Here is a 22,187-nt window from a genome sequence, read left to right as displayed (position 1 = left end):
GGGCCTCCTGGACGTCGGTGCAGATGTCGTCGCAATCCACACCGAAACCAGAAGGCCCTCCTGTCGTTCAACAACCACCCACGGCGTGTCGCCTGTCACCAACGTCCCCGAACAGCACACCTAGGGCCTGTCGCGGATCTGGATCTTGGGGTTGTGGTTTGATCGGTGGCCATGGTTCGCCGACGCGAGCCGGCCGATGCCGCCTGGGCCTGACTCAAATCGCTGCTGCCGCTCAGCACCGGCCTCGGCGCCGGTGACGGGACCATCGGCAGGTGATCAACGGGATCTTGTGGAAGATCCGCACCGGCGCCGACCGGCGGGACATGCCCGAACCGGCAGACCCTCCACCAGCGGTCCCGCCGCTGGAACACGAACGGGACTTGAGACCACGTCCAAACCCATGACCACACCATCGGGGCGGTGAACCGGTCGGCGGTGTGCGCGTCTCCGCCATCGTGCAGGCCCGCCAGCCGCCCGTACAAAGGCGAACGGGCGGTCCCGCGTCGGACCGACCTCCACCTTGCCGGCGCCGGCCGCAGCCTGCCGCCGGCGTTCACGGTCACCGCTGGCGACGTCGATGACTGCACCCGCCTGATCGAGGCGGTTCAGGCCGCCCGGGGGCGGGCGCACCGGCCCAGGACGCCCACGCGCGACCCGGGAACCCGATCGCCGACAAGAGCCACCCCTGTCGGCGTCGTCCGCGTCCATCCCGGGGGAGCAGCGCTTCCCGCATGCCATCCCCGGAATGCGCCGATCAGCCGACCGTCCGGCTCCGGCACGAGCATCGCCGCTGCGACTGCAAGCGCCACCGGCACCGCAACGCGATCGAACGCTGCTTCGACCAGTCCGGCGGACGACCGAGACCGGTCAATCGATCGCCGTGTCGGACATGGGCGGGCGCACCGCCCTAGCCTGGCCCGCATGACGGAAGCGCAAGATCCGCCGGGGCGCGACTGGGCGGAGTGGCACAGGGCATATGACGATCCCCGGTCGTCCCTGTCCCGGCGGCTGCGCACCGTGCGGCAGCGTGTCCGGGAGGCGCTCGACGCGGCTCCCGCGGGGCGCCTGCGCGCGGTGAGCGTCTGCGCCGGTCAGGGCCGCGACCTGATCGGCGCCTTGGCGGACCATCCCCGGCGCGCCGACGTGACGGCGCGGCTGGTGGAGCTGGACGAGCGCAACGTCCGAGCCGCTCGCGCCGGCGTCCGGCGCGCGGGACTGACCGGCGTGGAGGTGGCCGCGGGCGACGCCTCGCACACCGACGCTTACGCCGGAGCGGTTCCCGCCGACCTTGTGCTGGTGTGCGGGGTGTTCGGCAACATCACCGACGCCGACATCGAACGGACCGTGTCGTTGCTGCCGCAGCTGTGCGCCCGCGGCGCCCACGTCGTCTGGACCCGCAACCGGCGGCCCCCGGACATCACCGGCGACATCTGCCGCTGGTTCGACAAGCACGGCTTCGAGAAGCGCTGGCTGTCGCCGCCGGAGGAGAAGGCGTTCGGTGTCGGCATGCACCGGTTCCGAGGCGACCCCGTCCCGCTGGAACGCGGTGTCCGCCTGTTCACCTTCGTCGGTTACGACGTCCTCCGCAAAGGCGCCCCCTGGCCGACCTAGCCCCGCGTCGAGAACGTCCGCCCCGGTCGGCCGTGCGCCGCAGCCGCCCGTACCGACGCCGGTCGCCACGATGAGAGCTCATCCGGGCGGTCGATAGACGTGGGCGGGCGGCCATGCCAGGTCGTTTTCCAGGGGCGGGGGCGGCTCCTGCTCGGCTGACTTTCGCAGCCCCCGCCACGTAACGCAGTCTGCGGTGAGGACTCCCGCCACCGCCGTGCCCTCCTTCAACCCCCGGCGATCTGGCGCAGTGCATCCCCCATCCCGCGATGATCACCTGGCCGGGTGCGACGTCACGGCAGCGCTGTCGGCGCATCCCGCCATCCATCGCGAGCCCTGGCGGGGGTCACTTGGTCAGGCGGGCAACGGCCCACTGGGCGACGCGGACGGCGCCGTCAGGGCTGAGGCGCATGCCGCGCCAGGCGGCGCGGCCGTGGGCGGGGGCGACGATGAGCGCGCGGTTGCGGTCGACGCCGCGCATGATGTCGCGGGCCAGCTTCTCGGCGGTGTAGAGCCGGGGTGACGCCTTCTTGATGTCGTCCCGGGCGTTGCCGCTCATCGCCGTCTCGGGAAGGTCCGGGTTGACGTTCCGGAGCAGCGGCGTGTCGACGAAGCTGGGGCACACCACGCTGACCTTGACGCCGCGGGCGGCGGCCTCGGCGCGCAGGCCCAGGGACATGCCGACGACGGCGTGCTTGGTCGCGGTGTAGGGGATGCCGATCGGCATGGGGACGAGTCCGGCCAGCGAAGCGGTGTTGACGATGTGCCCGGACCGCTGCTCCAGCATGATCGGGTAGGCGGCGTGGACGCCGTGCACGACCCCCTTGAGGTTGATGTCGATGGCGCGGTTCCAGTGGTCGAGGGTGAGTTCCTCGGCCAGGCCGCCGATGGCGATGCCCGCGTTGTTGAACACCAGGTCCAGGCTGCCGTACTCGGCCTTGACGCCCTTGTAGACGTCGGTCACCGCGGCGGCGTCGGTGACGTCGAGAGCGGCGCTGGAGGCCCGGCCGCGGCCGAGGCCGTTGAGCCGGTCGGCGACCTTCTCGGCGCCCTCGACGTCGATGTCGGTGACGATCACCGTGTCGCCCCGCGCCACCAGGGCGGTGGCGATCGCCCGGCCGATGCCGGACGCGCCTCCGGTCACGATCGCAATGCTCATCGCGCGCTCCTGCTCGGAACGGACCGCGGGGCCGGAAAATGCAGCGGTCGGGAGGGCCCGGCCCCGCGATCCCGTATTGGATGTGATGTTGAATTGGGCTCGTAGTCTACTGGCCGGCTGAGGGGCGGGACAGCCGTCGTGTCATTCCGGCCGCGGTCGGCGGCCCAGCCCTGTCGGGCAAGGCGGCGCCGGGGCCGGCCCGGGGGGAGGAGGCCGGTCCCGGCGCGGCCCGCTTGGCGGCAGGTCAGGCGGCGGCGCGGACGCGGGGGGTGTCCCAGATGCCGAACGCCTTCCAGACCTGGCGGCTCACGGGGGTGATCAGGCCCAGCTCGGCCATGAGGTCGCGGACCTTGCCGACCGACTGGCAGACGTGGGCGCGGTTCTCGGGGGTGCGGTAGGCCTCGCGGACCACCTCGCGCGGAATGCCGAAGTGGCGCACCATCGGGCCGGGCGGGGACAGCATGATCCGCGCCATGATGCCGAGGACGACGGGCGCGGCGATGCCCAGCACGCGGCGGCGCAGCCGGCTCAACTGCGGGACGCGGTGGCGCAGGTAGTGCCGGGCGAACGAGATGTGCCGGGCCTCCTCCGCGATGTGGATCTTCATGATCGTCTCCTCCAGGGGGTGCTTGACGTGCCCGCCCTTGAGGGACTTGCGCTGCACGTAGTCGATGGGGTCCTCGCCGCCGAGCACGAACACGAACCACAGCTCGGTGCTGACCAGGGGGATCCACGGGGCGGCCTGGGCGACCAGGCTCAGCGCGCGCGGCATGCCGCGGATCGGCATGCCGGTGCGGTTGACGAACTCCTGGAACATCATCCCGTGGTGACATTCCTCGGTCGTCTCGTGGTAGACGTACCGGAACTCCGGGCGGCCGTTGGGCAGCCGGTAGGCGTAGTTGAGCAGCCCGCGCTTGAGCAGGTTCTCGAACTGCAGGCCGATCTTCATCGCGGTGGCGATCCGCCACAGGCCGATCTGCGCGCGGATGTTCTCGGGCTGCGACTTGTACCACTCGGTGCCGCCGAGGGCGTCGACGGCGGGGTCGATGATCCAGCGCGGGTCGTTGGGGTCGACGGCGTACTCCGGGTCGTCCCACGGGATGTCGGCGTAGGCCTCCCAGTGCTTGTCGACCGACGCCTTGCTGAGCCGGTCGATGACCCCGAGGTAGGACTTGCGGTCCTTGACCTGCTCGCGGACTTCCTCGGCCAGTTCGGTGGGGGCTTTGGTCATGGCAGGGGCTCCCTTGCGGTGGTGCGTCGGCGGCTCAGGCCGGCCCGGGACGTGCCGCGACGTCCGGGATCGGGCAGGTCGCGGCGCGCCCGGAGTCGTTGGGGTCGGGAATGATCATCCGGGCGATGCTCTTGACCTGTGTCAGCACGGCCTGCTGGTGGCCGCGGGCGTCGTCGTCGAGGGCGTTCTGCACCGACAGCCCGATGAACATGGCGAACACGCCGCGCAGCATGGTCGGGACGAAGTCGTCGGGCAGCTCGTTGCGGGGGAAGAGCCGCTCGAAGACCTCCAGGATGACCTGCAGGATCCGCTCGTTGATGTCGCGGCACAGCACCCGCAGGTCGTCGTCGGTGCGGGCGGCCACCGCCAGTTCCAGCAGCGCCCTGGCGGGCCGGCCGCGGAACACCTCCCACAGCAGGTCCAGCGCGCCCTCGACGTTGCGCCGTTCGGGCGGCAGCACGGCGAAGGCCGACTCGTAGGCCAGCCGCTGCCGTTCCAGCAGGTGCTCCAGCGCGGCGGCGACGAGCACCATCTTGGTCGGGTAGTGGTGCTGCTGCGCGCCGCGGGACACGCCCGCCCGGCGCGCCACCTCGGTGGTGGAGGTGCCCGACCAGCCGAGGTCGACCAGGCACTCCATGGTGGCGTCGAGCAGCAGCCGCTGGGTGCGGGTCCGCCGTTCCTCCTGGGTGCGGCGGCTCTCCCCGCGCCTGCGGGAGGGGCGTCGCCGTGCGCTTACTGACACGCTTCGACGGTAGGAGCGCGACATACAAGCAATCAAGCCTGCTTGTATGTTGCACTGGTCACAATTGGACGTATCGTCCGATTCGACATCCGCGAACGTCCTGCGGGTGGCGGGGCCGGGCCCGGACGGTTTGTCCGTCAACCGGCGGGTCGGTGATGCCGACACGGGCGCGCGCCTGGGGGACGGCGGCCGAAAGAGCGCCGATCAAGGGATGTTGACCTGCGCGATCAGCGGCGGGGACGATGGGAGGGTGAGTCCAGCTCATCGGAACGAAGGCGAGATCTCCGCGGTCGGGCGCGCCGCGGCGCTGCTGAAGGAGTTCCGCTCGGGAGACGGGACGCTGACGGCCGCGGCGCTGGTCCGGCGGACGGGCCTGCCGAAGTCGACGGTGCACCGCATGCTGCGCGAGCTGGTGCGGGTCGAGCTGCTCGAACAGGTCGGCGGAACGTACCGGCTCGGGCTGCTGGTATTCGAGCTGGGCCGCAGGACACCGCGGGAGAGCGGGCTGCACGAGGCCGCTCATCCGCACATGGCCGCGCTGCACGAGGCCACCCGGCACAACGTCGGCCTGGCCGTGCTCGCCGGCGGCGACGTCGTGTACGTGGACATGTTCCGGGGCCGGGACGCGCCCCGCCTTCCGCAGCGGACCGGCACCAGATGGCCCGCGCACGCCAGCTGCTCCGGCAAGGCGATCCTCGCGTTCTGCGACGCCGACGGCCTCACCACCGGGCCGCTGCGGCGGTTCACCGAGCACACGATCACCGATCGGGACGCGCTCGCCGCGGAGCTGGAACGGGTACGGCGCCGTGGCGTCGCCTACGACCTGCGGGAGTCCTTCCCGAACGTGGTCGGGGTGGCCTCGCCGATCATGGGGGCGGACGGGGAGGTCGCCGGGGCGCTGTCGATGTCCGGGCTCGCCGGGCGGATCAGCCTGACCCGCGTCGAGGCGGCCGTCCGGGCCGCCGCCCTGGCGGTGACCCGGCGGCTCGCCGGCGGGCGCGTACCCGCGGCTCAGCCCTCCAGCCAGTCGAAGCGATAGCCGCCGGAGGCACGCACGATCATGCCGGCGCCGGGGCCGGCGAAGTGCGCGGGCAGGATGACGACGTCCCGGTCGGCGTACGCCTCGCACAGCTCCCGGCGCGTCCGGGCGGCCAGCCCGGGATCGTGGTCGCCGGCCTGCGCGAGGTCCAGATCGGCGAACTGCAGCGGATGGTGGATCACGTCGCCGGTGAACACCGCCCGCCGACCGCCCGCGTCGAGCTCGACCACCACATGGCCGGGTGTGTGTCCGGGCGCGTCCCGCACGGTGATCCGGGCGTCGTCGTCCGACCAGACGGTGTGCGGGGTGTCGACGACGGCGGCCCGTCCGGCGTCGAGCACGGGCCGCACGCTGTCCTCGAACGTCCTGGCCAGATCCGCCGCCACGGCGTCGCCGGGGCCCGCCCGGTGGATCGCGGCCAGGTGGTCCAGCTCGGCACGCGGGAACAGGTGCCGTGCCCTTGGAAAGGTCGGCACCCAGGCGCCGCCCGAGAGCCGGGTGTTCCAGCCGCAGTGGTCCGGATGCAGGTGGGTCGAGATCACCACGTCGACGTCGTCCGGGGCGATACCGAGGTCGCCGAGCCGGTCGAGGTACCCGGTCCGGAACATGTGATGGGCGCGCAGCGTGGGCCGCGGCTTGTCGTTGCCGTTCCCGGTGTCCACCAGGACGGTGGCGTGCGGCAGCCGGATGACGTAGGTCTGGATGCTCATCACGATCTGCCCGTCGCGCGGGTCGATGTGCTCGGCGCCCAGTGCGCGGCCGGCCGTCCGCACCTGCTCCTCAGTGATGCCGGGGAACATCTCCGCGGGAGCGAAGGGCCAGCGTTCGAGCTCGATGACGCGGTGGACCGTGACCGGGCCCAGCTCCAGTGTCCTCATATTCCTCTCGTCCCGTCAGCCGCGGCCGACGAACGGCATCTTCGTCGCGGTGATGGTCATGAACAGCACGTTGGTGTCCAGCGGCAGCTCGGCCAGGTACAGGATCGCCCGGGCCACGTGCTCGGCGTCGAAGGTCGGTTCCGGGGCCGTCCGCCCGTCGGCCTGCGGCGCGCCCTCGGCGATCCCCGCGGTCATCTCGGTGGCCGCGTTGCCGATGTCGATCTGCCCGCACGCGATGTCGTACTCCCGGCCGTCCAGCGCGATCGACCTGGTCAAGCCGGTGATGGCGTGCTTGGTCGCGGTGTAGGCGACGCTGCGGGGCCGGGGGGAGTGCGCGGAGATCGAGCCGTTGTTGACGATCCTCCCGCCTCGTGGCCGCTGCCGTTTCATCAGCCTGACGGCGTGGTGCGCGCACAGGAACGCGCCGGTCAGGTTGGTGTCGACGGTGCGCGTCCAGTCCTCGGGCGAGATCTCGTCGGCGGCCCCGGACGGCCCGAACGTTCCCGCGTTGTTGACCAGCAGGTCGATCCGGCCGTAGTGGCGTTCCACGGCCTCGAACAGCGCCGCCACCGAGTCCGGCGATGTCACGTCGGTCGGCACCACCAGCGCGGCCCGTGCCCCCTGCGACGTCTCCCGCAGCGCTTCGGCCCGCCTGCCCGCGAGCACGACCCGGTACCCGGACCGCAGCAGCGCCCGCGCCACATGCCGCCCGATGCCCGAGCCCGCCCCGGTGACGACCGCCACCGTGCCCGATGTCATCTCGATCCCCTTCAGTGGTTGTGCCCGTGGACGGCCGAGCCCCGGCGACCGACCAGGAAGTCGAAGTCGGCCCCCCGGTCGGCCTGGAGCACATGGTCGATGTAGAGGCGCTGGTAGCCGCCGGTCGCCTCCGCCGGGGCCGGGCCGGGCTCGGTGCGGCGGCGTTCCAGCTCCTCCTCCGGCACGTCGAGATGGAGCCTGCGTCCGGGAACGTCGAGTTCGATCATGTCGCCGTCGCGGACCAGGGCCAGCGGCCCGCCCGCGGCGGCCTCGGGCGCGACGTGCAGCACGACCGTCCCGTACGCGGTGCCGCTCATCCGGGCGTCGGAGATCCGCACCATGTCGCGGACCCCGCGTTCGAGAAGCCGGCGGGGCAGGGACAGGTTGCCGACCTCGGGCATGCCGGGGAAGCCCTTCGGTCCGGCGCCGACGAGCACCAGCACGCAGTTCTCGTCGACGTCGAGGTCCGGGTCGTCGATCCGGGCGCGGAAGTCGTCGATCCCGGTGAAGACGACCGCGCGGCCGCGATGCCGGAGCAGTTGCGGGCTCGCCGCGGACGGCTTGATGACCGCGCCGTCGGGCGCCAGGTTGCCGCGCAGCACGGCGATGCCGGCGTCCGCGCGCACCGGGGCGCCGGCATCGCGGATCACCTCGTCGTTCCAGACGGGGGCGCCGGCGTTGTTCTCGCCGATCGTCCGGCCGGTGACCGTGGGGGCGTCGGCGCGCAGCAGGCCCGACAGCCGGTTCAGCACCGCGGGCAGGCCGCCGGCCTCGAAGAAGTCCTCCATCAGGAACCGGCCGGACGGCTGCAGGTCCACCAGCAGCGGCACGCCCCGGGCCAGCTCGTCGAAGTCGTCCAGCGCCAGCGGCACCCCGACCCGCCCGGCCAGCGCCAGCAGGTGGATCACCGCGTTGGTGGATCCGCCGATGGCGGCGTTGACGATCACGGCGTTCTCGAACGCCTCGCGGACCAGCACGTCCGACAGCCGCACGTTCCGGCGGACCAGCTCGACGACGCGGACGCCGGAGTCGCGGGCCAGCACCCGGCGGCGGGCGTCCACGGCGGGGATCGCGGCGTTGCCCGGCAGGGTCACCCCCAGCGCCTCGGCCATGCAGGCCATCGTGGACGCCGTTCCCATGGTGTTGCAGTGGCCCGCCGAACGGGACATGCACGACTCGGCCGCGCGGAAGTCCGCCTCGCTCATCACCCCGGCGCGCACGTCGTCGCTCATCGACCAGACGCCGGTGCCCGAGCCGATCGGCCGTCCCCGCATCCGCCCGGTCAGCATCGGCCCGCCGGAGACGACGATGGTGGGCAGGTCGCAGCTGGCCGCGCCCATCAGCAGCGCCGGGGTGGTCTTGTCGCAGCCGCACAGCAGCACCACTCCGTCGATCGGGTTGGCCCTGATCGACTCCTCCACGTCCATGCTGACCAGGTTGCGGAACAGCATGGACGTGGGGCGCAGCATCGTCTCGCCCAGCGACATGACCGGGAACTCCACGGGGAAGCCGCCGGCCTCCAGCACACCGCGCCTGACGTGCTCGGCGATGTCGCGGAAGTGCGCGTTGCAGGGGGCGAGTTCGGAATAGGTGTTGCAGATCCCGATGACCGGCCTGCCGTCGAACATCCGGTCGGGAACGCCCTGGTTCTTCATCCACGACCGGTGGGTGAACGCGTTGGCGTCCGATCCGGCGAACCATTCACGCGAACGCAGCGGCGGCATGCCGTCGGCTCCTTCCCGGACGTCCATCACGCGGCCTCCCCGGCGGTGTCGCGGGACGGGGCGGGCAGGCCGAGGATCTTCCGCGCCTCGGCGGGCGTCGCCGGCTCCAGTCCCAGTTCGCCGATGATCCGCACGATCCGCTCGACGAAACGGACGTTCTCCGCCGTCCGGCCGGGCGCGTACTGCGCGTTGTCCTCCAGCCCCACCCGGACGTGGCCGCCGAGCAGCAGCGCGTGCGTCAGCCCGCGGGTCTGCTCGGGCCCGGCGACGCTGACGGAGAAGACGCTGCCGGCGGGCAGCAGATCGACCATGTACTGCAGGGTCCTGGGCGAGTAGGGCATCGCGTTCTGGAAGACGTGGTGCAGGCCGAGCACGATGTTCACCAGATGCGGCGCGTCGTCGAAGCCCTCCCGGATCAGCGTGGTGACGTCCTGCGCGAGGTGGGCGGGGTTCAGCGCCTCCCACTCGGGTTTGATCCCCTTCTCCCGCATGAGACGGGCCAGTTCACGGGCCCGCGACGACGGGGTGTCCATGAGGACCTCGGTGCCGCCTCCGGTGGCGTAGGCGGTGAACGCGTCGAGCGTGCAGGTCTCGGCGCCCCCGTCCAGTCCTCGCAGGCGCTGTTCCCAGTCCACCACCGCACGGCCGTCGGCGGTGCGCGCGACCATGTCGCCGTTGACGCCGCCGCCGGTGGAGTTGTTGATGACGATGTCGCACCGCTCGCGGACGAGCGCGTTGATGCGGCGGTACGTCGCCGCGTCGCAGGTGGCCTGCCCGTCGGGCCGCCGCGCGTGCAACGCGGCCATGCTCGCCCCCGCGTCGTGGCAACGGCGCACGTCCTCGGCTATCTCCTCCGGCTGCACCGGCACGTACGGGTTGTCCGCACGGGTCAGGAAGCCCCCGGTGGGGGCGATGGTCACGATGACCTTTCCCGTCATGGTCCCTTCCTCGGTGTCGCTGTCGATGTTCACGCGGCCGGCTCCGCCGCCGCCTCGAAGAACAGCGCGACGGTGAGCGCGCCCGGATCGACCACGCCGCGCGCGTGCTCGCCCACGTAGCTGGCGCGGCCCCGCACCGCCACCAGGTCCCGGGTGGATTCGGCTCCCCGGCGTGCCGCGACGGCCGCCCGCCGCAGCGCCTCGGTGATCCCGGCGTCCCGGTCCGCCGCCGCGCGCAGCGCCTCTGCCGCGGGCGCCATGGCGTCGACCATCGTCTTGTGCCTCACCTCCGCCCCGCCGAGCCGCCGCACCGCGGCGACCGCGGCCTCGGCGGCCCGTGCCAGCACCGCCGTGGTCACCTCCCCGCCCGCGGACGCCTTGGCGAACTCGCGGAACCACATGCCGAACAGCGGGCCGCTGGTCCCGCCCGTCTGCAGGAACCCCTCCGACAGCGCGGTGAACACGCCCGCCGCCGAGTCCGGCGGGCCGCCGTCCAGCAGGTCCGCCGCCCGGCGCAGCGCGAACCGCATGTTCGTGCCGAAGTCGCCGTCACCGGCCCGGCGGTCGAGTTCGGTCAGTTCCTCGTCGCCGTGCCGGACGGCCTCGATGAACCTGCCGCTCCAGGCCAGCGCGTGTTCCGCGGTGAGCGTCCGCCCGGTCATCGCCCGCCCCAGCTCAGCGCCGGGGTGCGCACCGGGGCGTCCCACAGGTCGAGCAGTTCGTCGTCGGCGCGTACCAAGGTGATCGAAATTCCCTTCATGTCCAGGGCCGTGACGTACGGGCCGACCAGGGACCGCGCGACGGTGATCCCGAGCCCGTCCAGCAGCCGGGTGAGCTCGCGGTGCGCGGCCGACAGTTCCAGGCCGTGCGTGCCGCCCAGGCCGTTGACGATGGCGATGACGGACGCGCCGCGTCCGAGCCCGAGCGCCTCCACCACGGGGCGCGCGAGTTCGGCGACGAGTTCGCGGGCGGGGCCGCGCGGGCGTCGGCCGATGCCGCGTTCCCCGTGGATGCCGACACCGAACTCCACCTCGTCGTCGGCGATGTCGAACGAGGGCCGGGACCGCCCGGGATGGGTGCACGCCTCCAGGGCCAGGGCCATCGTGCGGGCCGTACCGGCGACCCGGCGGCCCAGGGCCGCGACCTCCGCGAGCGCGGCGCCCCGTTCGGCGGCGGCGCCGCAGATCTTCTCCACCGCCACCACGGCGGCCGTTCCCCGGCGGCCCGGGCCGTCGCCGTCCGGCCGTTCGGTGGCCAGATCGTCGTCGACCAGCACCGTCTCGACCGCGATCGCGTCGTCGGCGGCCAGTTCGGCGGCGATGGAGAAGTTCAGGACGTCGCCGGTGTAGTTCTTGACGACCAGCAACGTGCCGCGGCCGGCGTCGGCCGCGGCGACGGCCGCCCGGATCTGGTGGGCGGTGGGGCTGGCGAAGACCGCCCCGGGCACGGCGGCGTCGAGCATGCCGGTCCCGACGAATCCGGTGTGCAGCGGCTCGTGCCCCGAGCCGCCGCCGGAGACCAGCGCCACCTTGCCCCTCGTCCCGCCCGCCCGGACCACGTAGGCCGGGTCGCGGTGGACGCGGACCAGGTCCGGGTGGGCGAGCGCCAGGCCCTCCAGCGCCTCGGCGACCAGGTCGTCGGGGTCGTTGACGATGTGCCGCGCAGGCATCAGCCCTCCCTCCGTTCGACGAAACGGCGGACCGCGTCCGCCACCCGGGCCCCGGCCTGGAACCCGGCGGCCCGCGCGGCCTCGTTCACATGCGAGATGACGCCGCTGTGCCACAGGTCGGGACCGTCGCTGATGGCCGCCGACAGGTGGGAGGCGGCCACACCCGGCAGCCCGGCCCGGTCCATCAGCGCCAGCCCGGCGATCCCGGCGCCGTCCTTGCCGACGCCCGCGTCGTTGAACACCGCGCAGGCGCACCCGACGAGGACGGCGATGCGGCCGGACTCCTTGCCTCCGTTGGAGGCCGCCACGACCACCCGGCCGCGATCGTCCTCCCCGGCCTGCGACATGCTGTCGAGCAGGACGACGCCGCCCCGGGGGCGGTCCACCACGACGATCCGGCGCAGTTCGTCCCCGCCCTCGCCGGTGTCGGCGCGGCGCTTTGCGGGCGATGCCGCCAGATGCTCGATCAGGGCGCCGGCCTGGTCCCGCAAGGGCAGGCCGGGGCGCACCCCGGCGGCCCGCGCCGGATCGTTCACAAAGGTCACGACGCCGTTGAGCCACGCGTCCATGCCGTCGCCGATACGCGCCGAGTCGTGTCCCACCGCGATTCCGGCGACGCCGTCGGCGCCGACCGCCCGCAGCCCGGCGATTCCGGCGTCGTCCTTGCCGACGCCGGCGTCGTTGCACACGACCGCGGCCACCCCCGCCCGCCGGGCGTACTGCCCGGCGCTGGCGCCGCCGTGCGAGCCGGTCACGATGACCTCGCCCGCCAGCGCGGGGGAGGCGAACGCGATGGAGTCCATGGTCAGGACCCGGATGCCGTGCGACTCCAGGACGGTCTCGGGTTCGGTGCCGTACTCGTTCAGGACGAACAACGCGTGCTCCCTGCGGTGCCGGGGCGGGTGCCGGGGCCGAGGCCGAAAATCTCGCGGGCCTCGTCGGGCGTGGCGATCTCGCGGCCCGCTCTGGCGGCGAGCTCGGCGACCCGTGCGACGAGTTCGGCGTTGGACGGATGGCCCAGTTCCCCGTAGTGGTGGTCGCCGACGCCGATGGCCACGTGACCGCCCATCTCGATCGCCGCCTCGGCGACGGGCAGCACGTTTCCGCGATGGGCGGAGACGATCCACTCGATCCGCCGTCCGGGAGGCAGGAAGGCCAGCTGCGCCCGCAGCCCCTCCACCGTGGCCGGATGCGCGGCGGTGAACTCCGGGCCGCCGAGGACGAACACGACCACACCCGGCTCCGCGAACTCTCCGGCCTCCAGGTGGGCGAGGATCGTCCGCGTCCAGCCGACGTTGAACGACGCCAGGTACGGCTTGAGCGCCAGCTCCCGCGCCCGCCGGAACAGGTGCCGCTGCGTGGCGGTGTCGTTGACGTAGACCCGGTCCTCGGTGCGGAAACGCGCTGCGTCCGGATCGAAGAGGTCCATGTTCGCCGACCCCATGTCCATGACGAGGAAGTCGGCGCGGGTGGCCGGATCGCCCGCGGTCTCGGCCACGTTGGCGAGCCGCTCCTCCACCGTGTTGCCCGGCGCGTTGGCCATCGACGGAGCCAGCAGGATGTCGCACCGGCTCCGCACCCGCCGTGCGATCTCCGCATAGGCCGCCGCCGAGTGGTCGGCGCCCCCGTCGGGCGTGCGGGCGTGGTAGTGCATGAGGGAGGCGCCCGCGTCCGCGCATTCGGCCGCGACCCGGGCGATCTCCTCGGGCGTCCAGGGCACGTCGCGGTTCGGGACGCGCATGGTGTTCTCGTTCGGATGGACGCCGATGACGAGTTTGTTCATCCTGGCCTTTCCTCGTTCGGTTCCGGGCGCCAGCCGGCGCCCGCGAGCTGCCCGCCGTCGACTCCCCAGATCTGGCCGGTCACGAAGGCGGCGCCGTCCCCGGCCAGAAACGCGATCACCGCCGCCGTCTCGGCGGGGTCGGCGTACCGGCCCAGCGGGATCGATCTGAGGACGGCGCGGCGGATCGCGGGGGGCTGCGCCACCCGCACCAGCGGGGTGTCCGTGGCGCCGGGCGCCACGCAGTTGACCCGGACGCCGCAGGGCCCGAGCTCGACGGCCATCACCTTCGTCAGCGCGATGACGCCGCCCTTCGACGCGCCGTAGGCGGCGCGGTACGGGCCGCCGCGCAGGCCCGACACCGACGCGATGTTGACGATCGACCCGCGGCCGCGCGCCGCCATGCCCCGTGCGACGGCCTGTCCCACCAGGAACGTGCCGGTCAGGTTGACCTCCAGCGTCCGGCGGAAGGTCTCCGGGGCGGCCGTCAAAAACGGCGCGTTCTCGACGACGCCCGCGCAGTTGACCAGGGCGTCCACGGCGCCGAACTCGGCCTCCGCAGCGCCGACCGCGGCGGCGACGGCCGGCGCGTCGGTAACGTCGAGCGCGACGGCGCGCACGCCGTCGACCTCCCGGCCGACCCGCCGCAGCGCGGACCCGTCGAGGTCGGCGATGACGACGTTCCAACCCTGGTCGCGCAGGGTGCGGGCGGTCGCCAGCCCGATCCCGGACGCGCCGCCGGTGACGAACGCCGTGCCGCTCATCGCCGGTCCAGCAGGGCCGCCATCGGGCGGACCGGGTCGGTGCCGTCCCAGTCCCGCGCCGCCTCCTCGACGGCCCGGAACAGGGCGCCCTTGCGCCCGGCCGTCTCCGACAGCTCGATGACCGTTCCCGGATGGTCCTGCGCCGTGAAGTACACGAAGCGCTCGTCCGGCGCCCCGCTGCCGGACCTGCCCGACTGCAGGACCTCCAGGCCATGCCGCCGGGCCCGGTCCAGGTCGGCGTCGAAGCGAGTCGTCCAGAAGGCCACGTGCTGCAGTCCCTCGTGACCGGCGCGCAGGAAGTCCCGGAACGCCGACGGCTCGTCGTTGGTCTGCTGGATCAGCTCGATCTGCACCCCGCCGGTGTGGGCGAGCGCGACACGGATGCTCGGCGCGGCGGGCCGCCCCCGGTACTCGAAGCCGTTCAGCGGCTGGTCGTCGATGAGGAAGAACGGGCCGACGCCCATGACGTCCGTCCAGTAAGCGATCGCCCGCTCGACGTCCCTGACGACGTACCCGTTCTGCCGCAGCGGGCCGAAGATCCGGCTCATACCGCCTCCTTCACGGTGGATGCGGGGTCCGCGCCCCGCCCGGTGTCCGCACTCCGCCCGGCGCGGCGGGTGAGCGGAAGGACGATGCCCGCGGCGACGAGCATCACGGCGCCGAAGGCCGCGACCGCCCAGGTGAAGCCGCCGGTGGAGTCCTGGATGAACCCGGTGACCTGCGGGCCGAAGTAGCCGCCGACGTTGCCCAGCCCGTTGATCAGGCCGAACCCGGCGGCGAGGGCGGCCCCGGTGAGGAAGCTCGACGGCATCGTGATGAAGATGGCCAGCGAGGCGTACAGCCCGATGCCCGCGACGCAGAACCCCGCCATCGCCACCACCGGGGAGTGCAGGAACACGGCGGCGACGGCGAACCCGGCGGCGCAGACCCCGGCGGCGCCCGCGAAGTGCAGACCCCGCTCCCGGGTGCGGTCGGAGTGCCTGGTCCACCACAGCATCGGGCCGATCGCCAGCATCGGCGGCACCGCGACCAGCCATCCGGTCTGCAGCGTCGTCAGCCCGAACTCCTTGATGATCTGCGGCAGCCACAGCTGGTAGCCGTTGAGGCTGAAGGTGACGCAGCAGAAGACGGCGATGAGGGCTAGCACCCGCGGGTGGGACAGCCCCTGCCGGAACGAGTGCCCGCCGGTGCGGGCGGTCTGCTCGCTCTCGGCGTCCAGGGTGCGCTGCAGCCAGGACCGCTCGGACGGGCTGAGGAACGTCGCCTTCGCCGGACGGTCGCGCAGCACCCGGTAGCAGATCGGGCCGAGCAGGACCGCGGGGACGCCGGTGACGATGAACAGCCAGCGCCAGCCGGCCATGCCCGCCAGCCCGTCCATGCCGATCATCACGTGCGTGCACAGCGGCGAGGCCAGCGCGGACAGGCAGATGAAGGTGACGATCCACGACATCGAGGCGCCGCGTTCGGCTTTGGGGTACCAGCGCGAGACGAAGTAGAGCATGCCGGGGGAGAAGCCGGCCTCGGCGATGCCCAGCAGCAGCCGCATCACGGTCAGGCTCAGCTGCCCGGTGACCAGCGCCATGGCCATGGTGACCAGACCCCAGGTCACCATGATCCGCGGGATCCAGACCCGCGCGCCGACCTTGGCCAGCACGTAGTTGCTCGGCGGCTCGCAGAGCGTGTAGCTCCAGAAGTAGACCCCGGCGGCGAACCCGAACGCCGTCGCGGAGATCCCCAGGTCGTCGTTCATCGTCAGCGCGGCGATGCCGATGTTCTGACGGTCGACGTACAGCACGATGTAGCACAGCCCGATCAGCGGCATGAACCGGCGGGTCACCTTGCGCAGGACCGCGCGCCTCATGTCGTCGGCCGCCGTTTCGTTTGCCGGTTGTGCGGCTGGACGAGTGGAACGTCCATGGTCTCGTGACAAAGCACTCACCTCGAAGAAATGGGGTGGGAGAAGGAAGCGGTGCGTAAGAGGGACAATGCTGGAAGCGGGCCCTGTGGCACAACGCACGCGTCCCATTGATCGGCACGCGATCGTCTCCGCGTACACCTGGCGGCGTACGGGGCGGGGCGCTGCTGCGTCCCCGGGTGCAGGCGCGATCACTCTCTCCGCACGACGACGCGGCGGCGGGCGCGCCGCCAGCATCGTCGGCATGGGGAACGCGGCAGAGGCGCGGCGGTCGGTCCTGGAAGACCGGCCTGCGGGCGAGCGCGGGGCGCGGACGGTCGAGCTGACCAAGGTGTACGGGTCGGGGGATACGGCCGTGCGCGCGCTGGACGGCGTGACCGTGGAGTTCCCCGCGGAGCGGTTCACCGCGATCATGGGGCAGTCGGGGGCGGGCAAGTCGACGTTGATGCACTGCGCGGCGGGCCTGGACACCGCCACGTCCGGCAGGGTCTTCGTGGGCGGCACGGAGCTCGGCGGGCTGTCGGACCGGGCGCTGACCCGGCTGCGGCGCGAGCGCATCGGGCTCGTGTTCCAGGCGTTCAACCTGGTCCCCACCATGACCGCGGCCGACAACATCACGTTGCCGCTGACGCTGGCGGGCCGGCGTCCCGACCCCGAGTGGCACGATCTGGTGGTCCGCGTGCTCGGCCTCGGGAACCGGCTGCGGCACCGGGCGGCGCGGCTGTCCGGCGGGCAGGCGCAGCGAGTCGCGCTGGCCCGCGCGCTGGTGACCCGCCCCGACATCGTGTTCGCCGACGAGCCGACCGGCGACCTGGACTCCCGGACCGGCGCCGAGGTGCTGACGTTCCTGCGCCGCGCCGTGGACGACCTCGGGCAGACCGTCGCCATGGCCACGCACGACCCCGTCGCCGCCGCCCGCGCCGACACGGTGGTCTTCCTGGCGGACGGGCGGGTCGCCGACGTCGTGCGCCACCCCACCGCAGCGGAGGTGCTGGACCACATGCGCGACCTGGGCGGACGGTCGTGATCCGGCTGGCGCTGGGCACGGTGTGGGCGCGGCGCGGCGGGCTGGCGGGGTTGCTCGCGGCGGTGTTCCTGGGCGTGATGTTCATATCCGGCACGCTGGTGCTCGGCGACACCTTCGAAGCGGGTGCGGAAAGCGGCCTCGCCCGCGAGCTGGGGACGGCGCTGGAGGTGTTCGGCTTGGTGGCGGTGGTGCCGACGGCGTTCACCGTCCACAACGCGTTCGCCGTCACGGCGGCCCGGCGCGTGCGGGAGTCGGCGCTGCTGCGGGCCGTCGGCGCGTCCCGCGCCCAGGTCGGCGCGCTGGCGGCCGTCGAGGCGCTGGTGGCCGGTGTCGGCGGGACGCTCGCCGGGCTGGCCGGCGGCGTCGGCTGCGCCGCGATGCTGGAACGCGTCCTGGACCTGACCGCGCGGGGCGTCGCGGTCACCGGAGGGACGCTCGTACTCGCCGCGCTGGCCGGGGTGTCGGCCGCGCTCGCCGCGGCGCTGCCGACGGTGCTGCGCGGCGCCGACGGCGAGGGCGGTGTCTCGGAGGCCCGCGTGCTGGTCGGGGCGGCGGGCGGCGCCGTGGCCGTGGGCGCGGTCGTGTGGGGAGGACTGGCCGCGACCCCGGCGATGGCGGCAGCGGGCGCGATCATGCTGCTGGGCGCCATGGCGCTGCTCGGGCCGGTGGCGTTGCGTTCCGCCGCCGCGCTCGCGGGCGCCGTGGCGGTGCGGCTGCGGCGGACGCCCGGGGTGCTCGCCTGCGACGGCGCGTCCCGCAGCCCGCGCCGCACGGCCGGGGCCGCGACCGCGCTGATGGCCGGGATCGGCATGGCGACCCTGCTGACGGTCTACGCCGAATCGCTGCGCGCGTCGCTGGAGGACGGCCTCCCAGGCTCCTTCCGCGGCGGGCTCGTGGTGGACGGCGGCACCAGCGGGTTCGACCCGCGGCTCGCCGCCGAGATCGCCGCGCTGCCGCAGGTCGAGGCGGTGGCGGAGGTCCGCACGCGGCAGGGGCGCGACAGTGTCGCGTTCGTGCGGCCGGCGGGAGCGGCGCCGGACGACGCTGCGTCCGCCATCGCCGTACTGGCCCGCCCGTACGGCGCGCCGACCGTCCGGGAGCATTCCGCGTACGCCGCCGACGTGGACGCCTTCCTCGGCGTCGTCTACGCACTGTTCGCCCTGGCGCTCGCGACCACGCTGCCCGGGACCGCGGGCGCGCTGGCGCTCGGCGTCCGCGAACGCGCCCGCGAGATCGGGCTGCTGCGCGCCGTGGGGGCGACCCGGGCGCAGGTCCGGGCGATGGTGCGGTGGGAGGCGCTGACCGTCGCGCTGTCCGGCACGGCGGGCGGCGCCGCGCTCGGGCTGTTCACCGGGTGGGCGCTGACCGGGGCTCAGGAGCGGCCGTTCACCGCCCCGCCCGTGCCGCTGGCGGCGGTCGCGCTTGCGGGCGCGGCGGCCTGTGCGGCGGCGGCGCTCCCCGCGGCGCGCCGCGCGTCCCGTCTCACCATCCGAGACGCGGCGTCCGGCTGACGGCAGGGCCGGGGCGCGGACGGCTGATCAGGCGCCGCTACAGTGTGTCCATGCAGGTCAACCAGTCGGGAAAGCTCGCCAACGTCTGCTACGACATTCGGGGGCCGGTGCTCAAGCGCGCCAAGCAGCTGGAGGCCCAGGGGCACCGGGTGCTCAAGCTGCACATCGGCAATCCCGCCCCGTTCGGCTTCGAGGCGCCGCCCGAACTGCTGCAGGACATGATCCGCAACCTGCCCGAGGCGCACGGCTACAGCGACTCCAAAGGCATCCTGCCCGCCCGCCGCGCCGTGGTGCAGCGCTACGAGGAGCAGCACGGCATCACCGGGCTGGACGTGGAGGACGTCTACCTCGGCAACGGCGTGTCCGAACTGATCGTGATGACCCTGCAGGCGCTGCTCGACAACGGCGACCAGGTGCTGATCCCCGCGCCCGACTACCCGCTGTGGACGGCGGCGGTGTCGCTGTGCGGGGGCACGCCCGTCCACTACATCTGCGACGAGGCCGCCGGGTGGAACCCCGACCCCGACGACATCGAAGCGAAGATCACCGACCGGACCCGGGCGCTGGTGATCATCAATCCGAACAACCCGACCGGCGCCGTCTACTCCCGCGAGGTGCTGGAGCGCCTGGTCGAGATCGCCCGGCGGCACAACCTGCTGATCTTCGCCGACGAGATCTACGACCGGATCCTCTACGACGGGGCCGAGCACATCTCGATCGCCTCGCTCGCACCCGACCTGCTGTGCCTGACGTTCAGCGGCCTGTCCAAAAACTACCGGGTCGCGGGCTTCCGCTCCGGCTGGGTGGTGCTGTCGGGGCCCAAGCGGCACGCCGAGTCCTACATCGAGGGCCTGGACATCCTGGCCAACATGCGGCTGTGCCCGAACGTGCCCGCGCAGCACGCCATCCAGGCCGCGCTCGGCGGATACCAGAGCATCGACGACCTGGTGCTGCCGACCGGGCGGCTCGGCGAACAGCGCGACCGCGCCTGGAAGCTGCTCAACGACCTGCCCGGGGTGACCTGCGTCCGGCCGCAGGGCGCGGTGTACGCGTTCCCCCGCCTGGACCCGGAGATGTACCCGATCGAGGACGACATGCGGTTCGCCCTCGACCTGCTGGAGCAGCAGAACCTGCTCATCGTCCAGGGCACCGGGTTCAACTGGCCCGCCACCGACCACTTCCGCGTCGTCACCCTCCAGTACGCCGACGACCTGGAGGAGGCCGTGGGTCGCATCGGCGAGTTCCTGGAGACCCGCCGCAAGACGACCCGCCGCTGACCTTCCCGGCGCGCGGACGGCCGGCACAACCGGGAGGACGCGGTGCCGTCGCGGGTCAGGCGCCGGTCGCGGCGGCGTCCAGGCGGCGCAGGGCGCTGCGGACGACCTGCGGATCGGTCGTGGGCCAGAACGGCGGCAGCGACGCCTTGAGGAAGGACCCGTAACGGGCCGTCGCCAGCCGCGGGTCGAGGACCGCCACCACCCCGCGGTCGTCCATCGACCGCAGCAGACGGCCCGCGCCCTGCGCGAGCAGCAGCGCGGCATGCGTGGCGGCCACCGCCATGAACCCGTTGCCGCCGCGCGCCGCCACCGCCCGCTGCCGCGCCGACGCCACCGGGTCGTCCGGGCGGGGGAACGGAATCCGATCCATGATCACCAGTTGCAGGGAGGGGCCGGGGACGTCCACGCCCTGCCACAGCGACAGGGTGCCGAACAGGCACGTCCGCTCGTCCTCCGCGAACCGCTTGACCAGCAGGGACGTGGCGTCGTCGCCCTGGCACAGCAGCGGATGCGACAGGTGGTCCTTCAGCTCGTCGGCGGCCTGCCGGGCGGCCCGCATGGACGAGAACAGCCCGAGCGTCCGCCCGCCCGCCGCCTCGATCAGCTCGGTGATCTCCGTCAGGTACGCGTCGGTCAGCCCGTCGCGCCCCGGCTGGGGCAGGTGGCGCGCCACGTAGAGGATCCCGGACTTGGCGTGGTCGAACGGCGAGCCCGCGTCCAGCCCGGACCAGGCCACCTTGCCGTCGTCCTTCCCGGCGTCGCTCTTGGCGGCGTCGTCGCCGGTCGGGCGGGACGCGTCCTTGCCCTCGCCGCCCAGCGGGGGCAGCCCCCACTGCCGGGCCAGCGGCTCGAACGAACCGCCCAGCGTGAGCGTCGCCGACGTCAGGATCGCGGTGCGCCGGTCGAACAGCGTCGCGCGCAGCAGCCCGCCCACCCCGATCGGCGCCACATGCAGGGCGGGCGGACGCCGGGGCCGCCCCTCCTGCACGAACGGCTTGTCCAGCCACACCACGTCGGACCGCGCCGCGATCTCGGGGGTGAACGCGTCCAGCAGCCGTACGGCCGTGTCGTGCACATCCTCCACGGACGAACGTGCGGCCTTGCGCGCCGCCATGTCCCCGGGGTCGTTCTCCTTGCGTTCGGGGCCCAGCGCCGTAAGACAGGCGTGCGCGGCGTCCCGCACCGCGGCCAGCGCGTTGCCCAACGCCGGAGACAGGACGTCCATACGGCCCGGCGGCATCTCCTCCAGCAGCACGCCGAGCCCCTCGCCCGCCTCCTTGAGCCGGTCGGCGACGCCGTCCTCGACCAGCCGACCGCAGCGCCGCGCCGCGACATCGACCGCCGCCGCGCTCAGATCGTCGGTGGCCACGGAGGTGACCCGGTCCACCAGCTCGTGCGCTTCGTCGACGATCACCACGTCGTGCTCGGGCAGGACCTGGAAGTCCTCCAGCGCGTCGATCGCCAGCAGCGCGTGGTTGGTCACCACGATGTGCGCCTCGCCCGCCTCCGCCCGCGCCCGCTCGGCGAAGCACTCGGCGCCCTGCGGGCAGCGCTGCGCCCCCAGGCACTCGCGCGCGGTCACCGACACCTGCCGCCACGCCTGCTCGCTCACGCCCGGAACCAGCTCGTCGCGATCACCGGTCGTCGTCTCGTCCGCCCACTCGTTCAGCCGCTTGACCTGGCGGCCCAGCGCCGACAGCTGCTGCGGGTCGAACAGCCCCTCATCCTCCGGCTCCTCAAGAGCGCCGGTCTGCACCCGGTTCAGGCACAGGTAGTTGCGCCGCCCCTTGAGGATCGCGAACTTGGGCTCCGCGCCGAGCAGCGGCGTCAGCGCCTCCGCCAGCCGCGGCAGGTCCCGGTCGACGAGCTGGCGCTGCAGCGCGATCGTCGCCGTGGACACCACCACCGTCGTGTCCTCGGCGACCGCGTGCCGGATCGCCGGAACCAGGTAGGCCAGCGACTTGCCGGTACCGGTGCCCGCCTGCGCCGCCAGGTGCTCCCCGGACGCGATGGCCTTCCGCACCGCCTCGGCCATCCGCACCTGACCGGGCCGCTCCGCCCCGCCGACGGCCGCCACGGCCGCGGCGAGAAGGGTGGCGACGTCCGGTAGCGGAGTGTCATCGACGGCGTCGGACAGCAGATCAGGGGCAGGCACGTCGCCCAACG

At 73.1% G+C, this 22,187-nt stretch carries 20 protein-coding genes; 5 read left to right on the top strand and 15 right to left on the bottom strand.

From position 1 onward, the window contains the following. Positions 1 to 921 precede the first annotated feature (921 nt). Complete coding sequence (locus tag QSK22_RS22470; RefSeq protein WP_285496277.1) at positions 922 to 1,611, top strand: class I SAM-dependent methyltransferase family protein; 690 nt, start codon at positions 922 to 924, stop codon at positions 1,609 to 1,611. Positions 1,612 to 1,954: 343 nt separating this feature from the next. Here the strand turns inward: QSK22_RS22470 and QSK22_RS22465 are convergent, their stop codons facing one another. From QSK22_RS22465 to QSK22_RS22455, 3 genes are all read right to left on the bottom strand, one after another. After that, positions 1,955 to 2,767, bottom strand: a complete 813-nt coding sequence (locus QSK22_RS22465; RefSeq protein WP_285496276.1) for an SDR family NAD(P)-dependent oxidoreductase — start codon at positions 2,765 to 2,767, stop codon at positions 1,955 to 1,957. A 244-nt stretch (positions 2,768 to 3,011) separates the two neighbouring features. Further along, the gene (locus tag QSK22_RS22460; RefSeq protein WP_285496275.1) at positions 3,012 to 3,998 is read right to left on the bottom strand and encodes an AurF N-oxygenase family protein; all 987 of its coding nucleotides are present in this window, start codon (positions 3,996 to 3,998) and stop codon (positions 3,012 to 3,014) included. 34 nt (positions 3,999 to 4,032) lie between these two features. Next, positions 4,033 to 4,740, bottom strand: a complete 708-nt coding sequence (locus QSK22_RS22455) for a TetR/AcrR family transcriptional regulator (RefSeq protein ID WP_285496274.1) — start codon at positions 4,738 to 4,740, stop codon at positions 4,033 to 4,035. A 250-nt stretch (positions 4,741 to 4,990) separates the two neighbouring features. Here QSK22_RS22455 and QSK22_RS22450 point away from each other — a divergent pair, with 250 nt between their 5' ends. Continuing rightward, a complete protein-coding gene (locus QSK22_RS22450) occupies positions 4,991 to 5,779 on the top strand; it encodes an IclR family transcriptional regulator (protein WP_285496273.1) in 789 nt (262 codons plus the stop codon). Here the strand turns inward: QSK22_RS22450 and QSK22_RS22445 are convergent. The 11 genes from QSK22_RS22445 to QSK22_RS22395 are packed head-to-tail and all read right to left on the bottom strand — an operon-like array spanning position 5,752 to position 16,152. Beyond that, positions 5,752 to 6,657, bottom strand: a complete 906-nt coding sequence (locus QSK22_RS22445) for an MBL fold metallo-hydrolase (protein WP_285496272.1) — start codon at positions 6,655 to 6,657, stop codon at positions 5,752 to 5,754. The genes QSK22_RS22450 and QSK22_RS22445 overlap by 28 nt on opposite strands. 15 nt (positions 6,658 to 6,672) lie before the next feature. Then, on the bottom strand, positions 6,673 to 7,416 hold the full coding sequence (locus QSK22_RS22440; RefSeq protein ID WP_285496271.1) for an SDR family oxidoreductase: 744 nt from the start codon (positions 7,414 to 7,416) through the stop codon (positions 6,673 to 6,675). Positions 7,417 to 7,427: 11 nt separating this feature from the next. Then, the gene (locus QSK22_RS22435) at positions 7,428 to 9,167 is read right to left on the bottom strand and encodes an IlvD/Edd family dehydratase (RefSeq protein WP_285496270.1); all 1,740 of its coding nucleotides are present in this window, start codon (positions 9,165 to 9,167) and stop codon (positions 7,428 to 7,430) included. Further along, positions 9,167 to 10,111 (bottom strand): beta-keto acid cleavage family enzyme, encoded by a 945-nt coding sequence (locus tag QSK22_RS22430; protein WP_285496269.1) that lies wholly within the window; start codon positions 10,109 to 10,111, stop codon positions 9,167 to 9,169. The genes QSK22_RS22435 and QSK22_RS22430 overlap by 1 nt, the downstream gene beginning before the upstream one ends. Then, a complete protein-coding gene (gene dhaL / locus QSK22_RS22425) occupies positions 10,108 to 10,740 on the bottom strand; it encodes a dihydroxyacetone kinase subunit DhaL (RefSeq protein ID WP_285496267.1) in 633 nt (210 codons plus the stop codon). Before dhaL ends, QSK22_RS22430 begins: the two co-directional genes overlap by 4 nt. Continuing rightward, positions 10,737 to 11,747, bottom strand: a complete 1,011-nt coding sequence (locus QSK22_RS22420; protein WP_285496266.1) for a dihydroxyacetone kinase subunit DhaK — start codon at positions 11,745 to 11,747, stop codon at positions 10,737 to 10,739. The genes dhaL and QSK22_RS22420 overlap by 4 nt, the downstream gene beginning before the upstream one ends. Next, positions 11,747 to 12,622 (bottom strand): hypothetical protein, encoded by an 876-nt coding sequence (locus QSK22_RS22415; protein WP_285496265.1) that lies wholly within the window; start codon positions 12,620 to 12,622, stop codon positions 11,747 to 11,749. The genes QSK22_RS22420 and QSK22_RS22415 overlap by 1 nt, the downstream gene beginning before the upstream one ends. Further along, a complete protein-coding gene (locus tag QSK22_RS22410) occupies positions 12,610 to 13,530 on the bottom strand; it encodes a beta-keto acid cleavage family enzyme (protein WP_285496264.1) in 921 nt (306 codons plus the stop codon). Before QSK22_RS22410 ends, QSK22_RS22415 begins: the two co-directional genes overlap by 13 nt. After that, on the bottom strand, positions 13,527 to 14,291 hold the full coding sequence (locus QSK22_RS22405) for an SDR family NAD(P)-dependent oxidoreductase (protein WP_285496263.1): 765 nt from the start codon (positions 14,289 to 14,291) through the stop codon (positions 13,527 to 13,529). Before QSK22_RS22405 ends, QSK22_RS22410 begins: the two co-directional genes overlap by 4 nt. Then, positions 14,288 to 14,839 carry a VOC family protein gene (locus tag QSK22_RS22400; protein WP_285496262.1) on the bottom strand — a complete coding sequence of 184 codons (552 nt, stop codon included), beginning with the start codon at positions 14,837 to 14,839 and terminating at the stop codon, positions 14,288 to 14,290. The genes QSK22_RS22405 and QSK22_RS22400 overlap by 4 nt, the downstream gene beginning before the upstream one ends. Continuing rightward, complete coding sequence (locus tag QSK22_RS22395; protein WP_285496261.1) at positions 14,836 to 16,152, bottom strand: MFS transporter; 1,317 nt, start codon at positions 16,150 to 16,152, stop codon at positions 14,836 to 14,838. Before QSK22_RS22395 ends, QSK22_RS22400 begins: the two co-directional genes overlap by 4 nt. A 298-nt stretch (positions 16,153 to 16,450) precedes the next feature. On the opposite strand from QSK22_RS22395, the gene QSK22_RS22390 reads away from it, so the two are divergent. From QSK22_RS22390 to QSK22_RS22380, 3 genes are read left to right on the top strand one after another with little or no spacing between them, the layout of a single operon-like run. Next, positions 16,451 to 17,233 (top strand): ABC transporter ATP-binding protein, encoded by a 783-nt coding sequence (locus QSK22_RS22390; RefSeq protein WP_285496260.1) that lies wholly within the window; start codon positions 16,451 to 16,453, stop codon positions 17,231 to 17,233. Further along, positions 17,230 to 18,744, top strand: a complete 1,515-nt coding sequence (locus QSK22_RS22385; RefSeq protein WP_285496258.1) for an FtsX-like permease family protein — start codon at positions 17,230 to 17,232, stop codon at positions 18,742 to 18,744. The genes QSK22_RS22390 and QSK22_RS22385 overlap by 4 nt, the downstream gene beginning before the upstream one ends. Before the next feature lie 50 nt (positions 18,745 to 18,794). Beyond that, a complete protein-coding gene (locus QSK22_RS22380; protein ID WP_285496257.1) occupies positions 18,795 to 20,021 on the top strand; it encodes a pyridoxal phosphate-dependent aminotransferase in 1,227 nt (408 codons plus the stop codon). Positions 20,022 to 20,076: 55 nt separating this feature from the next. Here QSK22_RS22380 and QSK22_RS22375 read toward each other — a convergent pair whose 3' ends face one another. Next, entirely contained in the window at positions 20,077 to 22,176 is a 2,100-nt protein-coding gene (locus tag QSK22_RS22375; protein WP_285496256.1) for an ATP-dependent DNA helicase, read from the bottom strand. Positions 22,177 to 22,187: the final 11 nt, after the last annotated feature.

This window comes from Actinomadura sp. NBRC 104425, from assembly GCF_030269545.1.
Lineage (GTDB): Bacteria > Actinomycetota > Actinomycetes > Streptosporangiales > Streptosporangiaceae > Spirillospora > Spirillospora keratinilytica.
The sequence above is the reverse complement of the archived record's forward strand: the minus strand, read 5'-3'. Positions and strand labels throughout refer to the sequence as shown.

Excerpts from the sequence above, each read along its gene's own strand:
- QSK22_RS22395 (WP_285496261.1), bottom strand. The coding sequence starts at position 16,152 with ATGAGGCGCGCGGTCCTGCGCAAGGTGACCCGCCGGTTCATGCCGCTG.
- QSK22_RS22445 (WP_285496272.1), bottom strand. The coding sequence starts at position 6,657 with ATGAGGACACTGGAGCTGGGCCCGGTCACGGTCCACCGCGTCATCGAG.
- dhaL (WP_285496267.1), bottom strand. The coding sequence starts at position 10,740 with ATGACCGGGCGGACGCTCACCGCGGAACACGCGCTGGCCTGGAGCGGC.
- QSK22_RS22400 (WP_285496262.1), bottom strand. The coding sequence starts at position 14,839 with ATGAGCCGGATCTTCGGCCCGCTGCGGCAGAACGGGTACGTCGTCAGG.
- QSK22_RS22470 (WP_285496277.1), top strand. The coding sequence starts at position 922 with ATGACGGAAGCGCAAGATCCGCCGGGGCGCGACTGGGCGGAGTGGCAC.
- QSK22_RS22390 (WP_285496260.1), top strand. The coding sequence starts at position 16,451 with ATGGGGAACGCGGCAGAGGCGCGGCGGTCGGTCCTGGAAGACCGGCCT.
- QSK22_RS22405 (WP_285496263.1), bottom strand. The coding sequence starts at position 14,291 with ATGAGCGGCACGGCGTTCGTCACCGGCGGCGCGTCCGGGATCGGGCTG.
- QSK22_RS22435 (WP_285496270.1), bottom strand. The coding sequence starts at position 9,167 with ATGGACGTCCGGGAAGGAGCCGACGGCATGCCGCCGCTGCGTTCGCGT.
- QSK22_RS22380 (WP_285496257.1), top strand. The coding sequence starts at position 18,795 with ATGCAGGTCAACCAGTCGGGAAAGCTCGCCAACGTCTGCTACGACATT.
- QSK22_RS22465 (WP_285496276.1), bottom strand. The coding sequence starts at position 2,767 with ATGAGCATTGCGATCGTGACCGGAGGCGCGTCCGGCATCGGCCGGGCG.
- QSK22_RS22440 (WP_285496271.1), bottom strand. The coding sequence starts at position 7,416 with ATGACATCGGGCACGGTGGCGGTCGTCACCGGGGCGGGCTCGGGCATC.
- QSK22_RS22460 (WP_285496275.1), bottom strand. The coding sequence starts at position 3,998 with ATGACCAAAGCCCCCACCGAACTGGCCGAGGAAGTCCGCGAGCAGGTC.
- QSK22_RS22410 (WP_285496264.1), bottom strand. The coding sequence starts at position 13,530 with ATGAACAAACTCGTCATCGGCGTCCATCCGAACGAGAACACCATGCGC.
- QSK22_RS22420 (WP_285496266.1), bottom strand. The coding sequence starts at position 11,747 with ATGCCTGCGCGGCACATCGTCAACGACCCCGACGACCTGGTCGCCGAG.